This is a genomic window from Bacteroidota bacterium (genome assembly GCA_019637975.1).
Classification (GTDB): domain Bacteria; phylum Bacteroidota; class Ignavibacteria; order UBA10030; family UBA6906; genus CAADGV01.
Genome location: JAHBUR010000005.1, coordinates 50,221 through 69,519, shown reverse-complemented (window position 1 = coordinate 69,519; position 19,299 = coordinate 50,221). Strand labels below are relative to the sequence as shown.

Here is a 19,299-nt window from a genome sequence, read left to right as displayed (position 1 = left end):
CCTCCTTCCTATGATGACGAGACCGTTTCGCCCAGCGCGCTCCGTCGTACCTGAACATTGTCCCTGGTCCTGGTTGGTCATTGTGCCCGACTACGTACACATTCGTAGGGCTGGTCGCCCAGATCTCGCGCATGAGTGTTTGGAAGCTGCCGGGGTAGGAGAGTGTGTCAATCGTCCACACAAAGTCACGTTTGCCTGGTTTGGTGCCGGCACACGTCGTACACGATTCGTCCTTCTTGCAGGAACTCAACAACAGTAAGCAAAGACGTACGAGATGGAGAAGGGCTTTCAATTTGATGTTCTCCTTCCAATGACGGCAACGGTTTTCTGAACCGTTATGTACTGGTGTAGACGTGTGATTAGAGAACAAGTGTGCCGCAGTTTGAACATTCATCTTCTCCTCCACAAAGAAACAGTTCTGTCGCTCGCGAGTGGCGAGTGGCGAGTGGCGAGTGGCGAGTGGCGAGTGGCGAGTGGCGAGTGGCGAGTGGCGAGTGGCGAGTGGCGAGTCTTCCACAATTACACCCGACATCAACTCACCTCACGTCAAAGAACGGAACAGTTTGAGATTGCAGGCAATTCTACTTCTGCCTTTGACGGCTGCAATATACTTCCGGATGCCGGGAATTGCAAGAGAAAAGTTGCGGGTTTGGAAAATTCTTCACGACAAATGTGACAAACTTGGTCATGTTTCTTGTGCACGGTTTTCACCGTTGCTCTGTACACATTGGTTGCTGTCACGGTGTTTGCATTCTTCGATCGTGCAAGAAATCCGTACGACCGCAAACCCAAAGCTGCCCGCCGTCGTCGGCAGACGCCGGCGAGCACTGAGATGTGTTGATCGTCCTACGTTACTTCAACAAAACGAGCTTGCGTGTGGCAACAGATTCGCCTGCGTACAGACGGTAGAAGTACACACCGCTCGATAGCCCGTGCCGGTCTTTGCCGACTTTGTACACATGCGTTCCTGCTTCAAGCCGGCCTTCCACAACAGCAGCGACTTCCTGTCCGATCAGGTTGAAGATTTTCAGGCTCACATGCGAACTCCACGGCAAATCGAAACTGATGTTCGTTTCGGGGTTGAACGGGTTGGGATAATTCTGATGCAAGGCGAACGATGCGGGAATCGTGCCCCCAGGGCTTGCCGATGTCACGCTCTTGACTCGCAGCGTCAGTTCGACAGGTACTGTGGTTGAGTTCGGATCGTTGCTAACCACAAAGAGCCGAACTGCATACGTCGTGTCGATGCGCAAGCCGGCAGACTTGACGTTCATCGAGACAGCAACCGTCACGCCCGAGTCGGCTGTGCCAACCTGCGGCGTCAGGGTTATCCACGATGCAGCGGAAGTGTCCAGCACCGCAAAATTCAGGGTTCCGCCTCCGTTGTTTCGGATGTTGATGATATTCGTAATGCTGTCTCCAACCACAAGCGTATCGCGAACGATTGTCGGAGAAACCTGAATAACCGGCGACGGTGGCGTTGACACGTTCATCGTGATGGGAACGTTCACAGAAACTCTTCCCGGAGATTGCAATGCAATGTTGGCGTTGAATGCTCCGGCAGGTTTCGCGGCCAGAGCCGTCACCTGCACCATTGCCGAGTCGTTACTTTCGAGAAGAAGGTTCGTTGGTTTGAACGTCAGCCACGAGACGCCTGTCTCGCCGCCGATGTTGGCGTGACCTATCTGCGGAGCAAAATCCGGGAGGGGATTTGCATTGGGTTGTATGTGAGATGAGAGAAAGCCGATGTTCATCTTCCCGTCAGGATCGTTCAGCGAACTGACTGTAATGCCGCCGATGGCGGTTTCGGTTCCGATGGTCAGTACGCTATCGCGTTGGATGCTCAACAAGAACGGCAGTCCAACAATCGTAAGCGTATCGTTTTCCGTGCTGACGACGACGCCTGCACGAATCCTTCCGAAGCCGGTGAGCGAGTCGATCAGTATTCCGCTTGCGTCGATCAGAATTTCCCGCTCTGATCCGATGTCACGCGAAGGTAAGCCGAGTCCCAATGGAGTCGGGAATCGTCCCGTTCCAAAATCCTGATCCGTATCAATGGAGAGAATAATAACGATGTTGGTATCGGGAAGATCGTTCATTACCACCTTGAAGTCATGATACGAACCCAATGGGCCGGTTCTGAACTGGTACTGCACACGATAAATATCCGCGGCCGCAGGCCCGACTTCACCCCGTTCGTCCGTGAGAATCGTCGTGTACGCCAACGGGTTGCTTGTCGGTTCTCCGCCTCCAATAAATGAGGAAGCCGTGAGGGCTGCCCGCTGAAACGCCGGTCGCAATTTGCCAATGATTGATTGCAGATTGAATCCATCTCCATGATTCGTTTCGCCGGAGATTGCAGCATCAGTTTGTCCGGATTCGACGAGATTGACCGAGACTTGTCCCGCCGTCATATTCTTGATCTTCAACGAATCCCGGAACACTCGCCCCGTGGGTCCCTTGAATGCAAATTCTGACGGGAACACAACAATGCCCGTATCCGGTGGCGGCGCGATAGTTGTAAAACCGTACACGCGAATATCATCAACATAAATCCCGTCGCGATTGTCTCCCCCGTCCGCAGACATTCGGAACCGCAACTTGATTGGCGAATTGACATAGCTTGACAAATCCGCCGACTGCTCGACCCACGTACCGCCCGGTGTGTAGCTGTCGTAGCCCCACGAGCCCGCCGGTTGGCGGCTGCCACTGCGTTCCGAACCGAAATGCGACAGTTCCGTGCGCAGCATGTTCCACGTAGTTCCGTTGTTGGATGAAATCTCGACCGTTGCAAAGTCCCACGTCGGCTCAATTGCCCACTTCGTCCAGAACTTCAACTGGGCGTGATTGTAGCCGGCAAGATTGATGGCGTTGTTCAGCGTGAGGGAGTTGTTTGCGTTCGTCGCATAGTTGCCCGTCGGGCTGTCGGTGAAGGCGAACGGGGGAGTATGCGCGTTGGATGTTGTGCCCCAGCCTGTTCCGGTGTTCCAGTTGCCGGTTCCGTTTGATGCGCTGTCTGCAAACAACACGGAGGGCGTGCCGATGAAGTATTGAAGCGTGTCGATTTTCAGATATCCGTCGCCGTCGGTAATCCTCACATAAAACTGAACGGGGACTCCTTCCGTTGCATTCGTTGCAACGGTCCCGCTCAGAAGTACCTGGCGCTCTTGTTGCGGCATTATTTGGTTGATGAGAACGGGACTCGCAAACTGAACAGTCGGAAGACTGCTTGTCACTTGCACGGAGAGCATGCTGCCGTAACCGACGCCTTTGTTCTTCAACGTCGCAACAAGCGAGAAGTTCTCCCCTCTATTCAAAAATCCATTATTGCCATCCTGAACCTCATGTCGGACAACCGTTGTGTACTGTCCGGCAAAATAGGCAAGCAGCATGTTCGTCGGGTGAAAGGCCATCGCAAGCGGCAAAATTCTCGCCGAAGGCGCCCAGAATCCGTCGGTTTCAATCCCGACTTCCGGTGTCATCGCATAGGCAATCGGTTTGGTTGTGTCGCCGAACATGTAATCATCGGAGTTGCCGCGGGTCGAGTAGTTCACTGTTTGCTGATCGGTGCCGTTCGTTGCTCTTGAATATGCCGTCATGAAGTAGGCCCAGTCGCGGTACGTCAGCGAGTCGCCATTCTCTCTCGACAAATATCCCCAGGGATAAATAAGGTAGCTGCCGTATGTATGATAGTTGAGGCACGTCTTGATGTTGCGCGATCGCATGAAGTTATCGATTGCCTGGGTTTCGGGTTCGGAGAAGGGCGAGGGGCCGCGGTACGTATCGCTGCTGGGCGTTGTGCTGGAACCGCCGTTCGACGCATTCCACATATACATCGGTCCGTAGTTGCGGTTCAAATCTACCCCAAAACTTCCGCTGTTATCCCGACGGTTTTTGCGCCACATTCCTCCACCGTTCGGATTCGTCGAGCGGTTGTATTCGTAGCCATCGGGATTGACGACGGGGATGAACCACTGCTGGCGGTTGTTTACGAGATACGTTGCGCGAATGTCGGAGGTGTAATTCTCCAACAGCCACCACATGTAATAGATAGTTGACATCATGCCCGCGGGTTCACGAGCATGATGCAATGCGGTGTACAAGACTTCGGGCGTTCCCGCACTTTGATTGCTGCCGATCTTCACAATCCAGATTGCACGACCCTGCTGCGAGCGTCCGATGGAATCGCGAACTGTAATCAGATTTGGATAGAGAAGGCGCATCGAGTCGAGTTGCTGGATCACTTCCTGAAGTGTGTAGTGGCCCCCCATGCTGCCGAGGCCGAAGCCGAGAGCATTCACCGGGCCGCCGGAAAGCCGCTGCCCGTAGTATGCGGCGAGGTCATCAATCACAACACTGTAATTGATACCCTGACGGTCAAGTTCCTGAAGCTCGAACTCGCCGGCAACAAACTCCATCATGCCGCCGATTTTGCCATCCGAGCCCTCGTGATCAATGCCCGTCGACCAGATGCGGTCAAGCGTTGCTTTGTCGGGGACGAAAATACTGACTTGTTTGAATGTTTCCGCCGCATACGCAACGGCAAAACAGAATGCGGCTATGAAAATGAACGTGACTCTGCGGAACATCATTGAACTCCAAATTTGGTGAGAACAATTGGGGGATACCTGAACAAAAGTACGGAATGATGTCGTGAACCACAAGGCAATTGATTCTCTCTACCCCAATCAGTATTTTGACCGTAGTTCATTCCTATTTCCTACCAACAAAACAACAGATGGAGACAGTATGAGTACAAACGCGATCCTGACGAAACCGGCAGTTGCAACAAGCGTACTTTCGCAAACGCTCTGGATAACGGCATTTGCCGCAGCGACGGCGCTCGGCGCCCGTGTGGAAATTCCCAACGTTCCCGTACCGTACACACTGCAAACGTTGTTCGTGCTTCTCGCAGGGGCGTTTTTGGGGGCACGAAACGGTGCGCTCAGCATGATGCTCTATCTTGCCGTCGGGGCGCTTGGCGCGCCGGTATTCTCGCTCGGCGGATTCGGGTTTGCGAAACTGCTCGGACCTACCGGCGGCTACTTGATTGCCTTTCCCGTGGCGGCGGCACTTGTCGGGTATCTCGTGCAACAGTTCAGAAGCTACCCGGCGGTTCTCGCTTCGATGTTCGCTGGATTGCTGGTGATCTTCACATCAGGCACAATTCACCTCTATGCATTCTACATCAAAGATCTTTCGACGGCGTTCACCTCCGGCTTCCTGATTTTTTCGTGGTGGGATGTTCTGAAGCTGTTTGCGGCTTCGACGATCTACTTTGAGGTGGCGAAGAGGTGGAGGAAGTTGGGTTAAGGTTGCTGCAAACGTTATACAAGGTAGAAATGAAGTTTCTCAGTCTTGTCGGGTTTGTATTCGTTGTTTCGATTGCCGGTTGTGCCGCATCAAGGGAAACACCGCAACTGCCTCGCGGCAGAGTATCGGATGCGGCGGTTGTTGCCGCGAGTTCAACGACTGAATTCAGCGACACAGTTCGAACCGGACCTACCAATGCCGGTGAACGGGAATCTGTCGAGAAGCAGAAACGCGTTATCGTCTTTGTCGCTGTTATAGTTGCACTTCTTACGATAATCACGTTGGGCGCTATCGGGCGGGGCGGGTAGTTCAACCGCTCGATGTGTTGTACATACGGTTCTTGATACATAAAGAAGGAGGAAATCCACCATGCCAAGATTTCTTATTGAAGTCTCGCACGACCCGACCCCCGGCGAATGCGGGCGAGCCATCGAACTGCTTCTTGGGGCGGGTTCGCATTTCGTCTCAACGGCGGAGTGGGGCTGCTCGGACGCAGTCCACAAGGCGTGGATGATTGCCGATGTCGAGACTAAGGAACAGGCCGCCTTGTTGGTTCCTCCCGCCTACCGAACCCGCTCTACGATAGTGCAGCTCACCAAGTTCACAATTGATGATCTCGGCACAATCCTCGCACAGCATAATTTCGACAAGAAGTAATCGCACCATGTGCTTCAACCTCTACAATCAAAGCTCGGGATTATGCCGCCGTCCCAGTCCTTGAAAGAATCCGCCGCCGGTTTCCTCACACTTGTTGCCGCAGGCAAAGTCCGGGAAGCTTACGACCGTTACATCGGGCCGGGGTTCCGTCACCACAATCCCTACTTCCGTGGTGACGCCGATTCATTGCGGGAAGCGATGCAGGCAAATGCGTTGGAGAGTCCCGACAAAATTCTTGAGGTTCAGTTTGCCCTGCAGGACGGTGATAGAGTGGCGATCTTTTCACGCATCAGGCAACACCCTGAAGACCGGGGCGCTGCTGTTGTACATATTTTCCGCTTTGAGGCGGAGCGGATTGTCGAGGCGTGGGATATCGTGCAAGCAGTTCCTGAAAAATCGCCGAACGAACATGGTATGTTTTAGAGCCAGACGAAAGGAGAAGTGAAGGATGTCAAATTTCCCGATTGAAGCGCCGGATGATCTGACCCGCACTACTATCAATTTTAAGAACTGCTTCATCAGGGATCCCCAGTCGGGCGGGTTCTTAACCTTGTCCGGAGATGCAAAAGACGGAACGAATCTTATCCTCAGTGAATTTACCGGCAACGACAATCAAAAATTCCTGCTGAAATATTATCAGGGGCGTGGTTGGAGTCTCGCGACCAAGCTCAATGAATGGCAGGTTGTGTGTACATCAAGAAGCGATTATAGCAGCGACCGCCAGTACAAAGAGCCGGGACATCCGCTTTGGTTGTGGACTTGGATGAACGGAGGGAACCAGTTTTGGGATCTGTCGAAGAGATATCAACCCAACAGTTTTGTTATTACGAATACACACTCCGGCATTCACATGTACGCAGATGGGGTGAAAGGCCGCAAGATAACCCAGGATCATAAGGAGGTGAGGTGGGAGGTGTTTCCTGAGTCCGCAACACTCCGGCTTCTCGAAGTAAAATGCATCAGGCCGGCGAGCGGTATTGACATTGGTGTCAACAATCTCGTGGCGGAGATCTCGACGGGTATCGGGTTTGCTTTGGGGGGAGTCGGTTTGGCAGCAGTTGGTGCCAGCCCGATCATTGGCGTTTCCGTTGGCGGAGCCGCCTTCGTGGTCGGTGCAGTATCATTGGGGAGCTGGATCGCGACCAAAATCGATGCTAACCGGGCTCCTGATAACCTGTACATCAATATCAACGGGCAAAAAGTATGGCCGGCCAACAAGAATTATGAAGATGTAAAAGGTGGACAAACAGTTTCACCAAATCTCGAAATTTCCAAGTCAATCGGCAAACATAGAGTCCAGTTGTGGGATTATGACAACAATCCGATTCAGGGAAGGAATGATGACCTTATAGGCGAGATTACGTTTGACTTGGGACTCCTCACTCCCAAGGGTAAGCATGAAGTAGTCGTAGCCAGCGCCTCGGAGGACAGTATCTACCTGTTGACGTTTCTCGTCACATAGGTTTGGTCTGTCGCGTCCAGAAGGGCGAGGTTGCTGTCGCCTTGAGAAAACCTGAACCAGGCGCAAACAGAATAGAGTTCGTTTCAGCGAAGCCCGTACCTTAGCAATGAAACCTCACGCCCATCAAGATGTCCATTCCCGAAAAGTCTACCGAGGGAATGGGGACCCATTCTATAAGTTGACCATTTTGCCTGACGGAGCCTTGTACACTTGTCCGTTTGTTTCCGCCATGAGGCGATGCACCTCAGGCGGAGGAACAGCGCTGAACATGGAATTCTTCTTCAGAATGGGAACGGCTGTCTTGTAGACGTTGGCTCTGTCGCCAATAATGAAATCATCACCCTCTGCGGTTTGGAACTGTGGTGGCCATGCGTTCGTCATCCTACCCTTGACATGAAGTGAAAATTCCGCTATCCTTTTCTCGGCAATAGGAGAAAGAGGCGGTTGCAACCCACTTCCGGGACGCAACACTTCATCATCTCATTTTATCTCACATTGAACAACCGTAATGAACATCAAAAAAGTCTGCATCATCGGCGCATCAGGCAAGTTGGGCCGGTACATGGTACAACACGCCCTCGACCGGGGATACGAAGTTGTTGGCGTTTGCCGGGAAAAGAGCGTTGCAAAACTCGACAAGTTCAAAGAACGTATCACCATCATTCCGGGGGCGACGAACAAACGTGAAGTTATCAAGAAAGCTGTCGCCGGCTGCGATGGCGTTCTGACTGTTCTGGTCCCGTGGGGTCGGCAGCAGTACGCAACCGGAACAGCACAGGCGGTTCTCGACTTTGCAAGGCCGGGTGCCCGGCTGATCTTCTCCTGCGGATGGCACATCACACGGGATGGACTGGATAAATTTTCAAACATACTCAAGTTGCAAGAGCGTGCCGCCCGTTGGATAGGCACTCTCACCAGGCTGCTTGACATTGACGATCAAATCGAAGCATGCCGCAGGATTTTTGCAAGCGAATCGAAATGGACTATCGTTCGGGGAAGCGATCTTGAAGAAGGGGAGAGTCAAGGCCTGCCGGTCTGGAGCAAACATGTCGGCGATTCCGTACTCGAAAGCAACCTCACGCGCCGTGTGGACTTTGCGCTCTTCATGGTTGCGGCGCTTGAAAATGATGCACTGATTCATGAAGCTCCGGCAATTGTCGGGTGTCAAACTCCGTCAGCGTTGGCGTTCAAATCATCACCCTAACTTCAAATCAGGCCCCAACTATGAACTTCAATCTGACGCACAGCATTGCCATTCTTGAAAGAACCCCCTCCGTTCTGCGAACTCTGCTCTCCGGACTGCCGGATGAATGGACTCGCAGCAACGAAGGCCCCGATACATGGAGTCCGTTTGATGTTGTCGGCCATTTGATTGACGGTGAAGAAACCGACTGGACGGCACGGTTGCGTATTATTCTCTCGCAGGAGCACGTTCGCAAGTTCGAGCCTTTCGACCGGTTCCGTCATCTCCGAACCAACAAGGAGAAGCCACTTGACGAACTCCTTGCCCGCTTTGCCGCTCTTCGGGCAAAGAATCTCGCTGATGTGAAGGCGTTGAACCTCAACGACGGTCATTTGCGACGAACAGGCGAGCATCCGGAGTTCGGGACTGTAACGCTTGAACAGCTACTGGCGACATGGGTTGTGCACGATCTCGACCATCTCGCCCAAATATCCCGCGTGATGGCAAAGCAGTACTCAGAAGACGTAGGACCCTGGGCAAACTATCTGTCGGTGCTCCACCGATGATCGACGGGCTGTTATCCTCATGAACAGATAAATTGACACTCTCGCTAATTGTCCTTTCATTTGATGCAAACTTCTCACAACGTCAGGGGGAACACGTACTCATGAAACTGCAACTTTCACCTCTTTCCCAGCTTCGCGCAGTGCGACACATTATTGCGATGATTTTGTGCGTCGCAGCAGTGTTCATCGGTGCGGTAGTGTTTCTTCATTACTGGAGAGGGATTCCCATCGGCTACCTTACACGCGATCCGACGGCGGTCGCCGGTATACAGGCGTATATCGGCTTCTTTTCGCAACTCGGCATATTCTTTTGGGCCGGAGCGGCGGCGGTGTGTTTCATGTGTGCCGCCATCCTTACGCGACATGCGGAGAGTTCTGAAGCCAGAAAGTTTCTTCTTGTGTCGGGACTTGTGACGCTCTGGCTCAGTTTCGATGATGTCTTCCTTCTGCATGAAGAAGTGTTCCCGTACTTCGGTGTTCCGGAAACCCTTGTGGTTCTCAGTTATCCCGGATTGGTGTTGCTCTACCTTTTCCGGTTTCGTTTCCTGATATTGAACACGGAGTACATGGTTCTCGCGACAGCACTCTTCTTTTTTGGGGCGTCAGTCGTACTCGATTTCTACAAACCACCGCAATTGGACAGGTACTTGTTTGAAGACGGGGCAAAACTGACCGGCATTGTTGCCTGGCTGACGTATTTCTTCCGGGTTGGAATGTTCGCAGTTCGCCGGAGGGTGGCACTCGGGGTGCCGAATTGAACGGTAACGCTTGACTACGTTTTTTAACATGATTGATGAGGACCCATGCCTGCAATCCGGATACTTTTCGGGATGATCGTGTACCAACTGCCTTCGAATGAGCCGGAGGATTCTTGGGGTTTTTGGGACTTCCAACTCTACGTCGGGATCGCAGTGATTGTCCTGGTAGTGGTAGGATACATTTGGAAATCGTGGGCTGAGAAACGGGACGGGACGGAAGCGACCACAGCCGGCAAGCAACCCCCGAAGGTGTGGTCTCCCAAATCTGTTCCTTCCCGATCAAAGAAAAAGAAAAAGTCTCCGGCCCCGGTTGCCGCCGCTCCGACTGTCTTCATTTCCTACCGGCGTGAAGACAGCAGTGATGTAACCGGACGGATGTACGATCGTCTGAGTCAGCACTTCGGAAAGCAATCCGTTTTCAAAGATGTCGATTCAATTCCCTTGGGCGTTGATTTCCGAAAGCATCTCGGAGACTCGGTCGGAAAATGCGACGTTCTTATCGCGGTTATCGGCAAACAGTGGGTTTCCGGAGAAGGGGGAAGTCGATTGAACGATGAACGTGATTTTGTCAGGGTAGAAATTGAAGCCGCACTCCAACGCGACATTCCTGTTGTGCCTGTTCTCGTACAGGGGGCGCAAATGCCGCGCGAAGGCGATCTGCCGACATCCCTTCATTCCCTTTCCTACCGCAACGGAATTGCCGTCCGCCCCGACCCCGATTTTCATCAGGATATGGACAGACTCATCAAAGGTATTGAAGGACACCTAAGAATCTGACGTGAATGTCAGTACCAGTTTTCCTCTGATGTCAGCCTTCCGAACCCGTACGCCGAGAAGTGGTTGACCCTGCCTTTTTTCAGTAGGATGTTTCCGATAGCGCCGCTTATCGTGATCTTCTCAAAGTCCTGAGGAACAAAACTGCCCGAGGAAGTAACATGCACGAACTTGATGATTTCACGCGGAGAGAACGGATCGAGATTGATCAGCGTAACATCCAACGATGCGGACTTGAGAAATTGCAGTCCCTCCGGCTGGAATCTGATTACGGTATGCGAACTGTCAATCGTCATTGTAACGGACGTCGCGGTGTTTACAGCTCCGCCAGGAACTGTAAATTTTACGTCGAACAGGGCAACGCCGAACCTCTCGGTTACGTAGCTGATCGTTCCGCTCAGGATTGTCGTTCCGGATGGCGATACTAATTTTGTAACACGCACACTGTTGGGTTGCGAGAGCAGAGGTCTGGGCAACTTGAGTAATGTTCCTGTTGAAACTCCGGGAGTAGTAATGCCCGCAGGATTCTCATGATGTTCTATGAGGCCGTGTTGCAAGGAATCTACAGGCGACTCGGTAACATTACATCCACAATTAATAAGTGCGAATGAAAGCCCAAGAACAATCAGGATAGATTTCTTCAAACGACATTCCCTTGGTTAGTGAAGAGATACGGGTTCGGGAATATGCAGGGTCAATATGTGTGCCGTTCCGAGCTTGGGTCTTTGCTGCTCATATTAACACTTTTCTTCCGGTCCATGGTTTCTAAAAACTGTCGATTCTACAAGTGCACCCTGCTGAATTTCTCAACAGAGGCATTTCCAAATTCAAGAAACTGACTTCCCCTATTTTCAGATATGATAATCAGAGGGAGAAGAATGCCTTATTTTGTTTGATTTGCCCATTTTCTGTTGGCGCGAATTATGATGGAAATAAGGTAATTCTATCATTTTCAATGTCAGGATCGACGAATGGCCACATCAGAACAAGCGACCAGGAAAGGCGTCGGGTCGCTGGTTGTAACAGTAGAGCGGTGCAAAGGCTGCGGCTTTTGCATCGAGTTCTGCCCCACAACGGCGCTGAAATTCTCCGAGCAATACAATGCAAAGGGGTATCATCCGCCGGTGCTGATTGCGCAGGAGTTGTGCAACGGATGTAACATCTGCGGATTGCTGTGTCCCGATTTTGCAATTTACGGTTTCGTCAACAAGAAGAAGAAACAAGGAGTAACCGCGTGAAAGCAGATCCTAAAGGAGTATTGACGGGCTTCCACTTTCTCGACGGTGATCATGCCTGCTCCGAGGGCGCAATTGCCGCGGGATGCCGCTTCGTTGCCGGATACCCGATCACGCCTTCAACGGAAGTCGTTGAACGGATTGCGGCGCGGTTTCCGTATGTCGGCGGTATGTTCATTCAAATGGAAGATGAGATTGCCTCCTCCATTGCAATTCAAGGCGCTGTGTGGGCGGGGAAGAAGGCAATGACCGTGACATCGGGTCCCGGTTTTTCGTTGATGATGGAACATATCGGGCTTGCGGCAATGACGGAAGCGCCTTGCGTGTTTGTGGATGTGCAGCGGGCCGGCCCATCAACCGGCTTGCCGACACAGCCTGCCCAAGGCGATATGATGCAAGCGCGGTGGGGTTCGCATGGGGATTACGGCGTTATTGCCCTCTCTCCGAATTCGCCGCAGGAATGTTTCGATCTCACTATCAAGGCGTTCAATCTTGCCGAGGAATACCGTGTACCGGTGATGTTCATGATGGATGAATGTGTCGGTCACATGACCGAGCGGGTCGTGATTCCTCCGGCCGATCAGATTGAGATTGTGCCGCGCAAGTTCTACGAAGGCGCAAAGTCCGAATATCTTCCCTACAAAACTAACGGCAATCTCGTTCCCGAAATGGTAAAGGCAGGCGACGGGTTCAACATTCACGTCACGGGATTGACGCACGACGAGCGAGGATATCCGAGCATGACTGTTCAAACGCAGGAGAAACTCATCCCCCGGCTCGTCAACAAGATCAAACATAATGCGCACAAGATTGTCGAATATATCGAGGATGAAGTAGAAGGGGCCGATGTTGTTGTGGTAACATACGGCATTTCATCACGCACGGCGATTCCGGCTATTGACCAGGCACGAAAGGAAGGAATCAAAGTCGGTCATCTCCGGCTTGTTGTTGTGTGGCCTTTTCCCGAATCACGCATTCGGGAGCTTGCGGCACAAGTGAAGTCGTTTGTCGTTCCCGAGTTGAATTTAGGCCAGATGGTGTATGAGGTGGAACGATGCGCGGCAGGAAAAGCGCGGGTGGAACTTGTTGGTCATGCGGGCGGTACGGTACACAACCCGAAGGATATCTACAACGTCATCAAGCAGAGCGCAAAAGGATAATCATGGGACAAGAGGTTTTTGAAGTCGAGCAGGCGGTTCCATCCAATACTGTCGAGTCGTTTCTTCGCATGGACCGGATGCCGCATATCTGGTGCCCGGGCTGCGGCATCGGAACAACGGTGAATTGTTTCGCGCATGCGTTGGAAACCAGCGGACTCGATTTGCAGAAAGTTGCCGTTGTTTCAGGTATCGGCTGCACGGGGCGTGTGGCCGGGTACGTGAATCTCGACTCGTTCCACACAACCCACGGAAGGGCAATTCCTTTCGCCACCGGACTCAAGCTCGCCAATCCCGAACTCAAAGTGGTTGTCTACAGCGGCGATGGCGACTTGACGGCGATTGGCGGCAATCATTTCATTCACGCGGCTCGCCGCAATGTGGACATGACAGTTATTCTCGTCAACAACTTCATCTATGGTATGACGGGCGGGCAGGTTGCCCCCACAACCCCGATGACGGCGACGGCCTCCACGACCCCGTACGGCAACTACGAGCAGTCGTTCAACCTGCCGTACCTTGCGGAATCATGCGGCGCGGTGTATGTGGCGCGGTGGACTGCGTTCCACGTTCGTCATCTTACCAAATCTATCAAAGAGGCTTTGGCGAAGAAGGGATTCTCCTTTATCGAAGTAATGGCTCCGTGCCCGACGCTGTACAGTCGAAGGAACAAACTCGGCGACGGATTGGATCAGATGATGTTCTACCGCGATAACAGCGAAATCCGTAATGGCGCCGATACAAGGACAATTCCGTTGGAGTTTCAGGGCAAGATTGTTGTCGGCAAGTTCGTCGACAAGGAACGCCCGACGTACCTCGACGTCATGAACGAATACTATCAACAAAAGCTCGGTGCCGCATACGTGCCATACAAAGGATAACGCAATGTCAAGAACAGAAATCAAAATCGGCGGGTTCGGCGGTCAGGGGGTTATTCTCAGCGGGTACATCATCGGCAGGGCGGCATCGATCTATGACGAAAAACATGCCACGATGATTCAGGCATTCGGGCCTGAGGCGCGGGGAAGCGCTTGCAGCGCCCAGGTGATAGTTGCGCAGGAGCCGATTGCATATCCGTATATCACGTCTCCCGAACTCATGATCGTCATGTCGCAGGAGGCATACACGAAATTCTCACCCGAACTGGCGACGGGAGGCGTGTTGATCACGGAAGAGGAGTTGGTCAAGGCCCACAATCTTCGGAAGGATATCAGGCATTTTTCCATTCCTGCCACCCGCATCGCTGAAGAACTCGGCAAAAAGCTCGTCGTGAATATCGTGATGATGGGCTTTCTGACGGCTGTGACACGGATTGTCGGCAAGAAGGCGATGGAGCAGGCCGTGCTTGCCTCGGTACCGAAAGGTACGGAAGAGTTGAACATGAAGGCATTCGAACGCGGCTTTGAATACGGAATGGAAGTGATGAGTGGTGCGAAGAAAGAGGAAGCAGTGGCCGAATAACTTCTTCGCCTCCGGTTTCTTCTCGGAATCATCAAGCGCCCATGGTTGCGCTCCGGTTCAGCGGCGCAAGGTGAATTCCCAATCGCAATAGCCTCCGGTTGTTGAGTCTGGCGGAGCGTGCACGCATGTTGTTTTGATACGGGAATCCACGGTCTCTGCAAAACCTGTGTACTCGACAATTCCGACGGACTTACAGGGGAAAAGGGGTAGTCCCTTCCGCTCCCGCGTTTGCTGAACTCTGCATTCCACCATACGGAAGCGGAGTGTATTTTCGTTTACGCGCTCCGCTTCTTGTCGGTTGATGGCTGCGTACAATCTCAACCCAAGAGCTTCCTCCAAAGCGTCAAGTCCTCCATTCTCCGGAATACCAAACGCCTGCATGATACGCCGCCCTTCGACGGGGGAGAAACACGCCCACGATTTCGTGTCCAACTCAATTGCCGTCTCCATGCCGAGTGTTTTCTCTGCTGCGAGAAACCAGCATCCGTCGTGGGCGAGCCAATTCTTTGCATATACTTCGACGAGTGTGAGCAGCTCTTCCCGTGTCAGATCTTCGATTTTCATAACTCATGCTACATGTGCAGTTGGTCTTCCGAGGATGTTTTCTTCTCCTTCTCCCTCTCCTTCTCGTTGTCTAATGCAACAGTTCTGCGTGATTGATCAGGCCGTTCTTGATATATTCCTGCAACGTTGGTTGAATCTCTTTAAGATCGGTGAGAATCGGAGTAATATTTGCATCCTTCAAGTGATGAAATGCGCCTTCGCCCATCCCACGCGCGACAAGAATCTGACAATCTACAATTGCAGCGATCATGCTGTCATGCTTGCGCCTCGATGCGTCATCAAATCCATGTTCGGTGTGTCCGTGCTCATGACGTTCTTCGGTGGAAGAGAAGGTATGATGCCCGTACTTTTCGCGACGTTCCCGATGAACGATCCGGCCGTTTTCCAACGTGACAATTTCGTAGAAGTGTGCCCGTCCAAAGTGAGATGAGATGGTAATGCCGTCGTCGGTGACAAATGCAATCTTGATGCTTTCGTTAGTCATGTTGCTCCAAAGTTGAAATGATACGTGAGAATGTCTTCAGTTCACTATACCTTGCGTTGTTACTGCTTCGAATACTGTGCGGATACGTGTCAGCTTTGATGATTTGGCGGTTCTTGACAGAATACTCTGAAAACCCCCGAGGCGGTTGCGCAACGATCCGTTGCTTCAATGATCTCGGCCTCGGCCCAGCACATATTTCCGCGTTGTTTCGTCATTCGTGCTTTTACCGTAAGCGGCCGCCGGAGAGGAGTTGTGTTGAGATAGCGAACATCCAATCTGGCGGTTACAGGACTACTGCCAAGCAAGTCATGCAGCAGTTGCACCATGGCAGAGTCGAGAATGGTTGCAACAATGCCTCCTTGTGTCATTCCTTCATATCCTCGAAAGTTGCTGTCAAGTGTCACTGTTCCGGTATTTGTGTCTCCCTCCCGTTCAAAATGGAGGTGCAATCCGTTCGGATTTTCTGTTCCGCAGGCGAAACACCTTTGATGGAAACCTCCATTGCCCGTTTCCATATGTTGTCCTGTCATGATAGTTCTTGTGGTAATGTTTCTGTTTACAGAAGGTTTCAAAAATCACCAACCAAACGCATAAAAGCCGAGGCCTATTGTTACTCCAAACACGATGTTAAACGCCTTGATGAGCATTGAATCTCTCACAGAATACGAGAGCATCGGTAGCATACCGTGTCCATCCTGAACAAACGAACTTGTAAAAAGAACGGAAAAGGGAATCAGGCCGTTGGCAAACATCGTCACGAAAATCAGGTGAGGGCCCGATTCAGGAATCAAACCGATAAGAGCCCCGAGAAAAAGGAGCCAAAGTGCGTATTCAGATGCAAGCGCTTCGAGATTCCATTGTTTGAGCCCTATTTCGACCACAAGCAGCGCTCCGAACGTCCAGAGCGCAGTCTTCCACAAGTGCCTTCGAATGATATGGTCCCAGACATGTTCCTTGATGTAGTGCATGACGTTTTCATGCCTGGGATGGATAAGAGTGGAGTCGCAATCTGTGCAGGTTTGGATATTCCATTTCTTTATCAGTCGATCCGCAGTCCATCCAACCCCGATTCCAATGACGAAGAGCAAAGCAAACAGGAACAGCGCCGTGTCCGGAAACATCGCCAACATGACGAACGCTTCGTCACCCGAAACTGCAGCCATAGCGCCAACCAACGCGCCGAAGCTGATCATACCATGGATATACAAGGATACGTTGGTGAATGCCCCAACGCATCCCGGCGCAGCCCCGATGAATGACGCAACCACGTACTGGCGCCATTGCCTTCCATGTTTGAGGACAACGGCGATTTTCCCGCGTGTCCACACATTTACAAGGTCAACGATCACCATCATCACCAGAACCAACATCGTGACCTTGAGGGTTTCAGTACCTACTGTGAGGAGTATTGTATCCATACTATGCTCCACCTCTCGTCAGCCAGAATCTATGCATTGTGACTCTGAAGTACAACGATGTGACTGTTGCGGGGGGAATTCCGAATTTCTTTCACGACTCTGAACTTCAACGTTGAAACGATACCCCCTATGCCGCCGTGCTCGGTAAATGCCTTGTAGTTCCTGTAGTGATCCCGGCCTGCCGCAAATTCCACCATCTCATTGAATACGGACAGCAGTCCGGCGGGCTGCGGAACAAGGTAGTCGCCTATGATGATTGTCCGTGCCAACCCGGCGATATCGCGCAACAACTGCACTCTCTCCTGAATCGGCACCTCATGAAGAACATACGTGAGTACCGCATAGTCGAAGTAATCAGTTTTTGCGGAGAGCAATTCGGACGCAGTCGTGTGTGAAAATGCAACATTTGCCCGCGAGTGTTTTGAAAGAACAAGCCGGGCTGTTGCTACATTACGGCTCGAAAGGTCTATTCCCAGAACTCGATCGCATGTGTCTGCAAGCAGAAATGCGAGACGTCCCGTGCCGCAGCCTACATCAAGAACGCTGGACTGAGGCTCAATGATCTCCCTGATGCGAGCAAACATCTCATCCTGATGCGGAGCTATCCAGCGGTCATAGAACCAGCCGTCATACCAGTGAAACTTGTCCGACGCCAAGTGGTAACCGTTCGATTGGTGAAGAAGTTCGTAACCCTGCCGAACACAATGTACCTGATTAGATGCAGCAATTCAGGGAAAGGGTGTTAACCCGGGTGTCACGGACCATTCCGTGACACCAACAGCGCATCTCCGGGACAACTCAGCGTTGCGCAGTTTGTCGTCATGGATTGGTCCACGACGACCCAGGTAAAAGTGGTGAATACAGTTCATGATGATGTTCCTGATTCGTTGATGTTCATTGACGCGTATGTAGCTGACCATTGCGCAGTGAGGCAATTTCTCTTCAATAACTGCTGCGAGTATCCAACCCTTTCAGGGTTGCTTGTCGGGATTGTTGGTGTGTCTTTTTTCCGGGGACTTTGTCCCCGGCTTTACTATCTGACCCCCGCCAAAAGGTAAGGCACGGCGGGCAAGCCGTTGGGGTCGGACAGTGCCGGCGAATGCTTCCATCTCGTGTTGACTCCGAAGGAGTCTGATACTACAGCTTGGGACGCAGTCCCGAGATTTTATATACGAAAGAACAATACGACACCCTGAAAGGGTGAGATCACCCTGTAACGGGAATCAGGAAGATCAGCCATCACACAAACTCCCCGAACATCCATCCTGCAAATACCGACAGTACCATGATGGTGATGATATTGAACAAGGGTGTCACGGACCATTCCGTGACACTACCAGCGCATTTTCCGGACAATCATGCTTTGCGCAGTTTGTCGTCATGGAATGGTCCACGGCCGCCCAGTTAAAATACCTGCCGGAAGGAGAAGGGAGGGAGATGATTCTGTGGGCATGACCCCGAGGGGGTCAGATACTACAGCTTGGGACGAAGTCCCAAGTGATAAAAACACACGAACACCACATCACCCTGAAGGGGTGAGATACTTGCTGGTTAGCTCGGCCGTCACGCCTGCCTACCGTTTTCACGGACCCCGTGGAGGCGGGCAGGCATTCCGTGACACCGTCAGCGCCTTTTCGGGCTAACTCAGCCTTGCGCAGTTTGTCGTTATGGATTGGTCCACGACGACCCGGTTAATCTCTCTGAACTTATCCCACCTACGCTCCCGCTGCATTCCGTTTCGGCGGGCAAGTCGCTTCGGTGGGTAGGCCCGCCCAAAGATAAAGCACGGCGGGCAGGCAGGTCTTTTCAGAAGATACGCAATTGCTTTGTGCTTCGCATGGCAGGTTTTCCCGCCTTCCGCGCTGTACCCCTCGCGGCGGGATCCCGATGTGCCGCCTCCTGCGATTTACCTGCGGCGGCACAAGCTATCGGGACAATCCCTCTGAACATATCAGGTCTCTTCAAATGGTCGAGAAGGGTGATTTCATTCGTATTGGCGGACGCGTTTCAATCCCTCTGAACATATCAGGTCTCTTCAAATTTACATCGGGCAGCTGCTCGACTACGACGCCGTGGTTTCAATCCCTCTGAACATATCAGGTCTCTTCAAATGCCTCACTGCACTGCTCCACGAGCGCACGGTGAAGCGTTTCAATCCCTCTGAACATATCAGGTCTCTTCAAATATCAAGATTTCCAAGAAGGAATGGCTTGAATTTTTCGTTTCAATCCCTCTGAACATATCAGGTCTCTTCAAATTCGCCATCT

At 52.2% G+C, this 19,299-nt stretch carries 21 protein-coding genes and 1 CRISPR repeat array (1 of these 22 only partly in view); of the genes, 13 read left to right on the top strand and 8 right to left on the bottom strand.

Annotation, left to right across the window (positions count from 1 at the left end; translation table 11 throughout):
- Positions 1–851 precede the first annotated feature (851 nt).
- The gene (locus KF749_03795; GenBank protein ID MBX2990275.1) at positions 852–4,592 is read right to left on the bottom strand and encodes an immune inhibitor A; all 3,741 of its coding nucleotides are present in this window, start codon (positions 4,590–4,592) and stop codon (positions 852–854) included.
- Positions 4,593–4,749: 157 nt separating this feature from the next.
- Between KF749_03795 and KF749_03790 the strand changes: the two genes are divergently transcribed.
- From KF749_03790 to KF749_03770, 5 genes are all read left to right on the top strand, one after another.
- On the top strand, positions 4,750–5,313 hold the full coding sequence (locus KF749_03790) for a biotin transporter BioY (protein MBX2990274.1): 564 nt from the start codon (positions 4,750–4,752) through the stop codon (positions 5,311–5,313).
- Positions 5,314–5,342: 29 nt separating this feature from the next.
- A complete protein-coding gene (locus tag KF749_03785) occupies positions 5,343–5,621 on the top strand; it encodes a hypothetical protein (GenBank protein ID MBX2990273.1) in 279 nt (92 codons plus the stop codon).
- Between the two features lie 61 nt (positions 5,622–5,682).
- Positions 5,683–5,970 (top strand): hypothetical protein, encoded by a 288-nt coding sequence (locus tag KF749_03780; GenBank protein ID MBX2990272.1) that lies wholly within the window; start codon positions 5,683–5,685, stop codon positions 5,968–5,970.
- Between the two features lie 42 nt (positions 5,971–6,012).
- Entirely contained in the window at positions 6,013–6,393 is a 381-nt protein-coding gene (locus KF749_03775) for a nuclear transport factor 2 family protein (GenBank protein MBX2990271.1), read from the top strand.
- A gap of 25 nt (positions 6,394–6,418) precedes the next feature.
- The gene (locus KF749_03770; protein ID MBX2990270.1) at positions 6,419–7,432 is read left to right on the top strand and encodes a hypothetical protein; all 1,014 of its coding nucleotides are present in this window, start codon (positions 6,419–6,421) and stop codon (positions 7,430–7,432) included.
- 171 nt (positions 7,433–7,603) lie between these two features.
- Here KF749_03770 and KF749_03765 read toward each other — a convergent pair whose 3' ends face one another.
- Entirely contained in the window at positions 7,604–7,813 is a 210-nt protein-coding gene (locus KF749_03765; protein ID MBX2990269.1) for a hypothetical protein, read from the bottom strand.
- Positions 7,814–7,940: 127 nt separating this feature from the next.
- On the opposite strand from KF749_03765, the gene KF749_03760 reads away from it, so the two are divergent.
- From KF749_03760 to KF749_03745, 4 genes are all read left to right on the top strand, one after another.
- Positions 7,941–8,636: an NAD(P)H-binding protein gene (locus KF749_03760; protein MBX2990268.1), complete on the top strand. Its 696-nt coding sequence runs from the start codon at positions 7,941–7,943 to the stop codon at positions 8,634–8,636.
- Positions 8,637–8,656: 20 nt separating this feature from the next.
- On the top strand, positions 8,657–9,181 hold the full coding sequence (locus KF749_03755; GenBank protein ID MBX2990267.1) for a DinB family protein: 525 nt from the start codon (positions 8,657–8,659) through the stop codon (positions 9,179–9,181).
- Positions 9,182–9,378: 197 nt separating this feature from the next.
- Positions 9,379–9,939 (top strand): hypothetical protein, encoded by a 561-nt coding sequence (locus KF749_03750; GenBank protein ID MBX2990266.1) that lies wholly within the window; start codon positions 9,379–9,381, stop codon positions 9,937–9,939.
- 72 nt (positions 9,940–10,011) lie between these two features.
- Positions 10,012–10,716, top strand: coding sequence for a toll/interleukin-1 receptor domain-containing protein (locus KF749_03745; GenBank protein MBX2990265.1), 705 nt, complete (start codon positions 10,012–10,014; stop codon positions 10,714–10,716).
- Between the two features lie 8 nt (positions 10,717–10,724).
- On the opposite strand, the gene KF749_03740 is transcribed toward KF749_03745, so the two are convergent.
- Entirely contained in the window at positions 10,725–11,189 is a 465-nt protein-coding gene (locus tag KF749_03740; GenBank protein ID MBX2990264.1) for a hypothetical protein, read from the bottom strand.
- 495 nt (positions 11,190–11,684) lie between these two features.
- Between KF749_03740 and KF749_03735 the strand changes: the two genes are divergently transcribed.
- The 4 genes from KF749_03735 to KF749_03720 are packed head-to-tail and all read left to right on the top strand — an operon-like array spanning position 11,685 to position 14,566.
- Entirely contained in the window at positions 11,685–11,951 is a 267-nt protein-coding gene (locus KF749_03735; protein MBX2990263.1) for a ferredoxin family protein, read from the top strand.
- A complete protein-coding gene (locus tag KF749_03730; protein ID MBX2990262.1) occupies positions 11,948–13,108 on the top strand; it encodes a 2-oxoacid:acceptor oxidoreductase subunit alpha in 1,161 nt (386 codons plus the stop codon). Before KF749_03735 ends, KF749_03730 begins: the two co-directional genes overlap by 4 nt.
- A 2-nt stretch (positions 13,109–13,110) precedes the next feature.
- Complete coding sequence (locus tag KF749_03725) at positions 13,111–13,986, top strand: 2-oxoacid:ferredoxin oxidoreductase subunit beta (GenBank protein MBX2990261.1); 876 nt, start codon at positions 13,111–13,113, stop codon at positions 13,984–13,986.
- A gap of 4 nt (positions 13,987–13,990) precedes the next feature.
- Positions 13,991–14,566, top strand: a complete 576-nt coding sequence (locus KF749_03720; GenBank protein ID MBX2990260.1) for a 2-oxoacid:acceptor oxidoreductase family protein — start codon at positions 13,991–13,993, stop codon at positions 14,564–14,566.
- A 57-nt stretch (positions 14,567–14,623) separates the two neighbouring features.
- Here the strand turns inward: KF749_03720 and KF749_03715 are convergent, their stop codons facing one another.
- From KF749_03715 to KF749_03695, 5 genes are all read right to left on the bottom strand, one after another.
- On the bottom strand, positions 14,624–15,130 hold the full coding sequence (locus KF749_03715; GenBank protein ID MBX2990259.1) for a hypothetical protein: 507 nt from the start codon (positions 15,128–15,130) through the stop codon (positions 14,624–14,626).
- A 70-nt stretch (positions 15,131–15,200) separates the two neighbouring features.
- Positions 15,201–15,614: a dinitrogenase iron-molybdenum cofactor biosynthesis protein gene (locus KF749_03710; protein ID MBX2990258.1), complete on the bottom strand. Its 414-nt coding sequence runs from the start codon at positions 15,612–15,614 to the stop codon at positions 15,201–15,203.
- Between the two features lie 89 nt (positions 15,615–15,703).
- Positions 15,704–16,144 carry a PaaI family thioesterase gene (locus KF749_03705; protein MBX2990257.1) on the bottom strand — a complete coding sequence of 147 codons (441 nt, stop codon included), beginning with the start codon at positions 16,142–16,144 and terminating at the stop codon, positions 15,704–15,706.
- Between the two features lie 45 nt (positions 16,145–16,189).
- Positions 16,190–17,032, bottom strand: coding sequence for an arsenic efflux protein (locus tag KF749_03700; GenBank protein MBX2990256.1), 843 nt, complete (start codon positions 17,030–17,032; stop codon positions 16,190–16,192).
- 29 nt (positions 17,033–17,061) lie between these two features.
- Positions 17,062–17,688 carry a class I SAM-dependent methyltransferase gene (locus KF749_03695; GenBank protein ID MBX2990255.1) on the bottom strand — a complete coding sequence of 209 codons (627 nt, stop codon included), beginning with the start codon at positions 17,686–17,688 and terminating at the stop codon, positions 17,062–17,064.
- A 1,274-nt stretch (positions 17,689–18,962) separates the two neighbouring features.
- Positions 18,963–19,299: a CRISPR direct-repeat array (repeat unit 37 nt; unit sequence GTTTCAATCCCTCTGAACATATCAGGTCTCTTCAAAT) (it continues 2,448 nt past the right edge of the window).

Coding starts and splice junctions, on each gene's coding strand:
- KF749_03795 (MBX2990275.1), bottom strand. CDS start 4,592: ATGATGTTCCGCAGAGTCACGTTCATTTTCATAGCCGCATTCTGTTTT.
- KF749_03790 (MBX2990274.1), top strand. CDS start 4,750: ATGAGTACAAACGCGATCCTGACGAAACCGGCAGTTGCAACAAGCGTA.
- KF749_03785 (MBX2990273.1), top strand. CDS start 5,343: ATGAAGTTTCTCAGTCTTGTCGGGTTTGTATTCGTTGTTTCGATTGCC.
- KF749_03780 (MBX2990272.1), top strand. CDS start 5,683: ATGCCAAGATTTCTTATTGAAGTCTCGCACGACCCGACCCCCGGCGAA.
- KF749_03775 (MBX2990271.1), top strand. CDS start 6,013: ATGCCGCCGTCCCAGTCCTTGAAAGAATCCGCCGCCGGTTTCCTCACA.
- KF749_03770 (MBX2990270.1), top strand. CDS start 6,419: ATGTCAAATTTCCCGATTGAAGCGCCGGATGATCTGACCCGCACTACT.
- KF749_03765 (MBX2990269.1), bottom strand. CDS start 7,813: ATGACGAACGCATGGCCACCACAGTTCCAAACCGCAGAGGGTGATGAT.
- KF749_03760 (MBX2990268.1), top strand. CDS start 7,941: ATGAACATCAAAAAAGTCTGCATCATCGGCGCATCAGGCAAGTTGGGC.
- KF749_03755 (MBX2990267.1), top strand. CDS start 8,657: ATGAACTTCAATCTGACGCACAGCATTGCCATTCTTGAAAGAACCCCC.
- KF749_03745 (MBX2990265.1), top strand. CDS start 10,012: ATGATCGTGTACCAACTGCCTTCGAATGAGCCGGAGGATTCTTGGGGT.
- KF749_03735 (MBX2990263.1), top strand. CDS start 11,685: ATGGCCACATCAGAACAAGCGACCAGGAAAGGCGTCGGGTCGCTGGTT.
- KF749_03725 (MBX2990261.1), top strand. CDS start 13,111: ATGGGACAAGAGGTTTTTGAAGTCGAGCAGGCGGTTCCATCCAATACT.
- KF749_03720 (MBX2990260.1), top strand. CDS start 13,991: ATGTCAAGAACAGAAATCAAAATCGGCGGGTTCGGCGGTCAGGGGGTT.
- KF749_03715 (MBX2990259.1), bottom strand. CDS start 15,130: ATGAAAATCGAAGATCTGACACGGGAAGAGCTGCTCACACTCGTCGAA.
- KF749_03710 (MBX2990258.1), bottom strand. CDS start 15,614: ATGACTAACGAAAGCATCAAGATTGCATTTGTCACCGACGACGGCATT.
- KF749_03705 (MBX2990257.1), bottom strand. CDS start 16,144: ATGACAGGACAACATATGGAAACGGGCAATGGAGGTTTCCATCAAAGG.
- KF749_03700 (MBX2990256.1), bottom strand. CDS start 17,032: ATGGATACAATACTCCTCACAGTAGGTACTGAAACCCTCAAGGTCACG.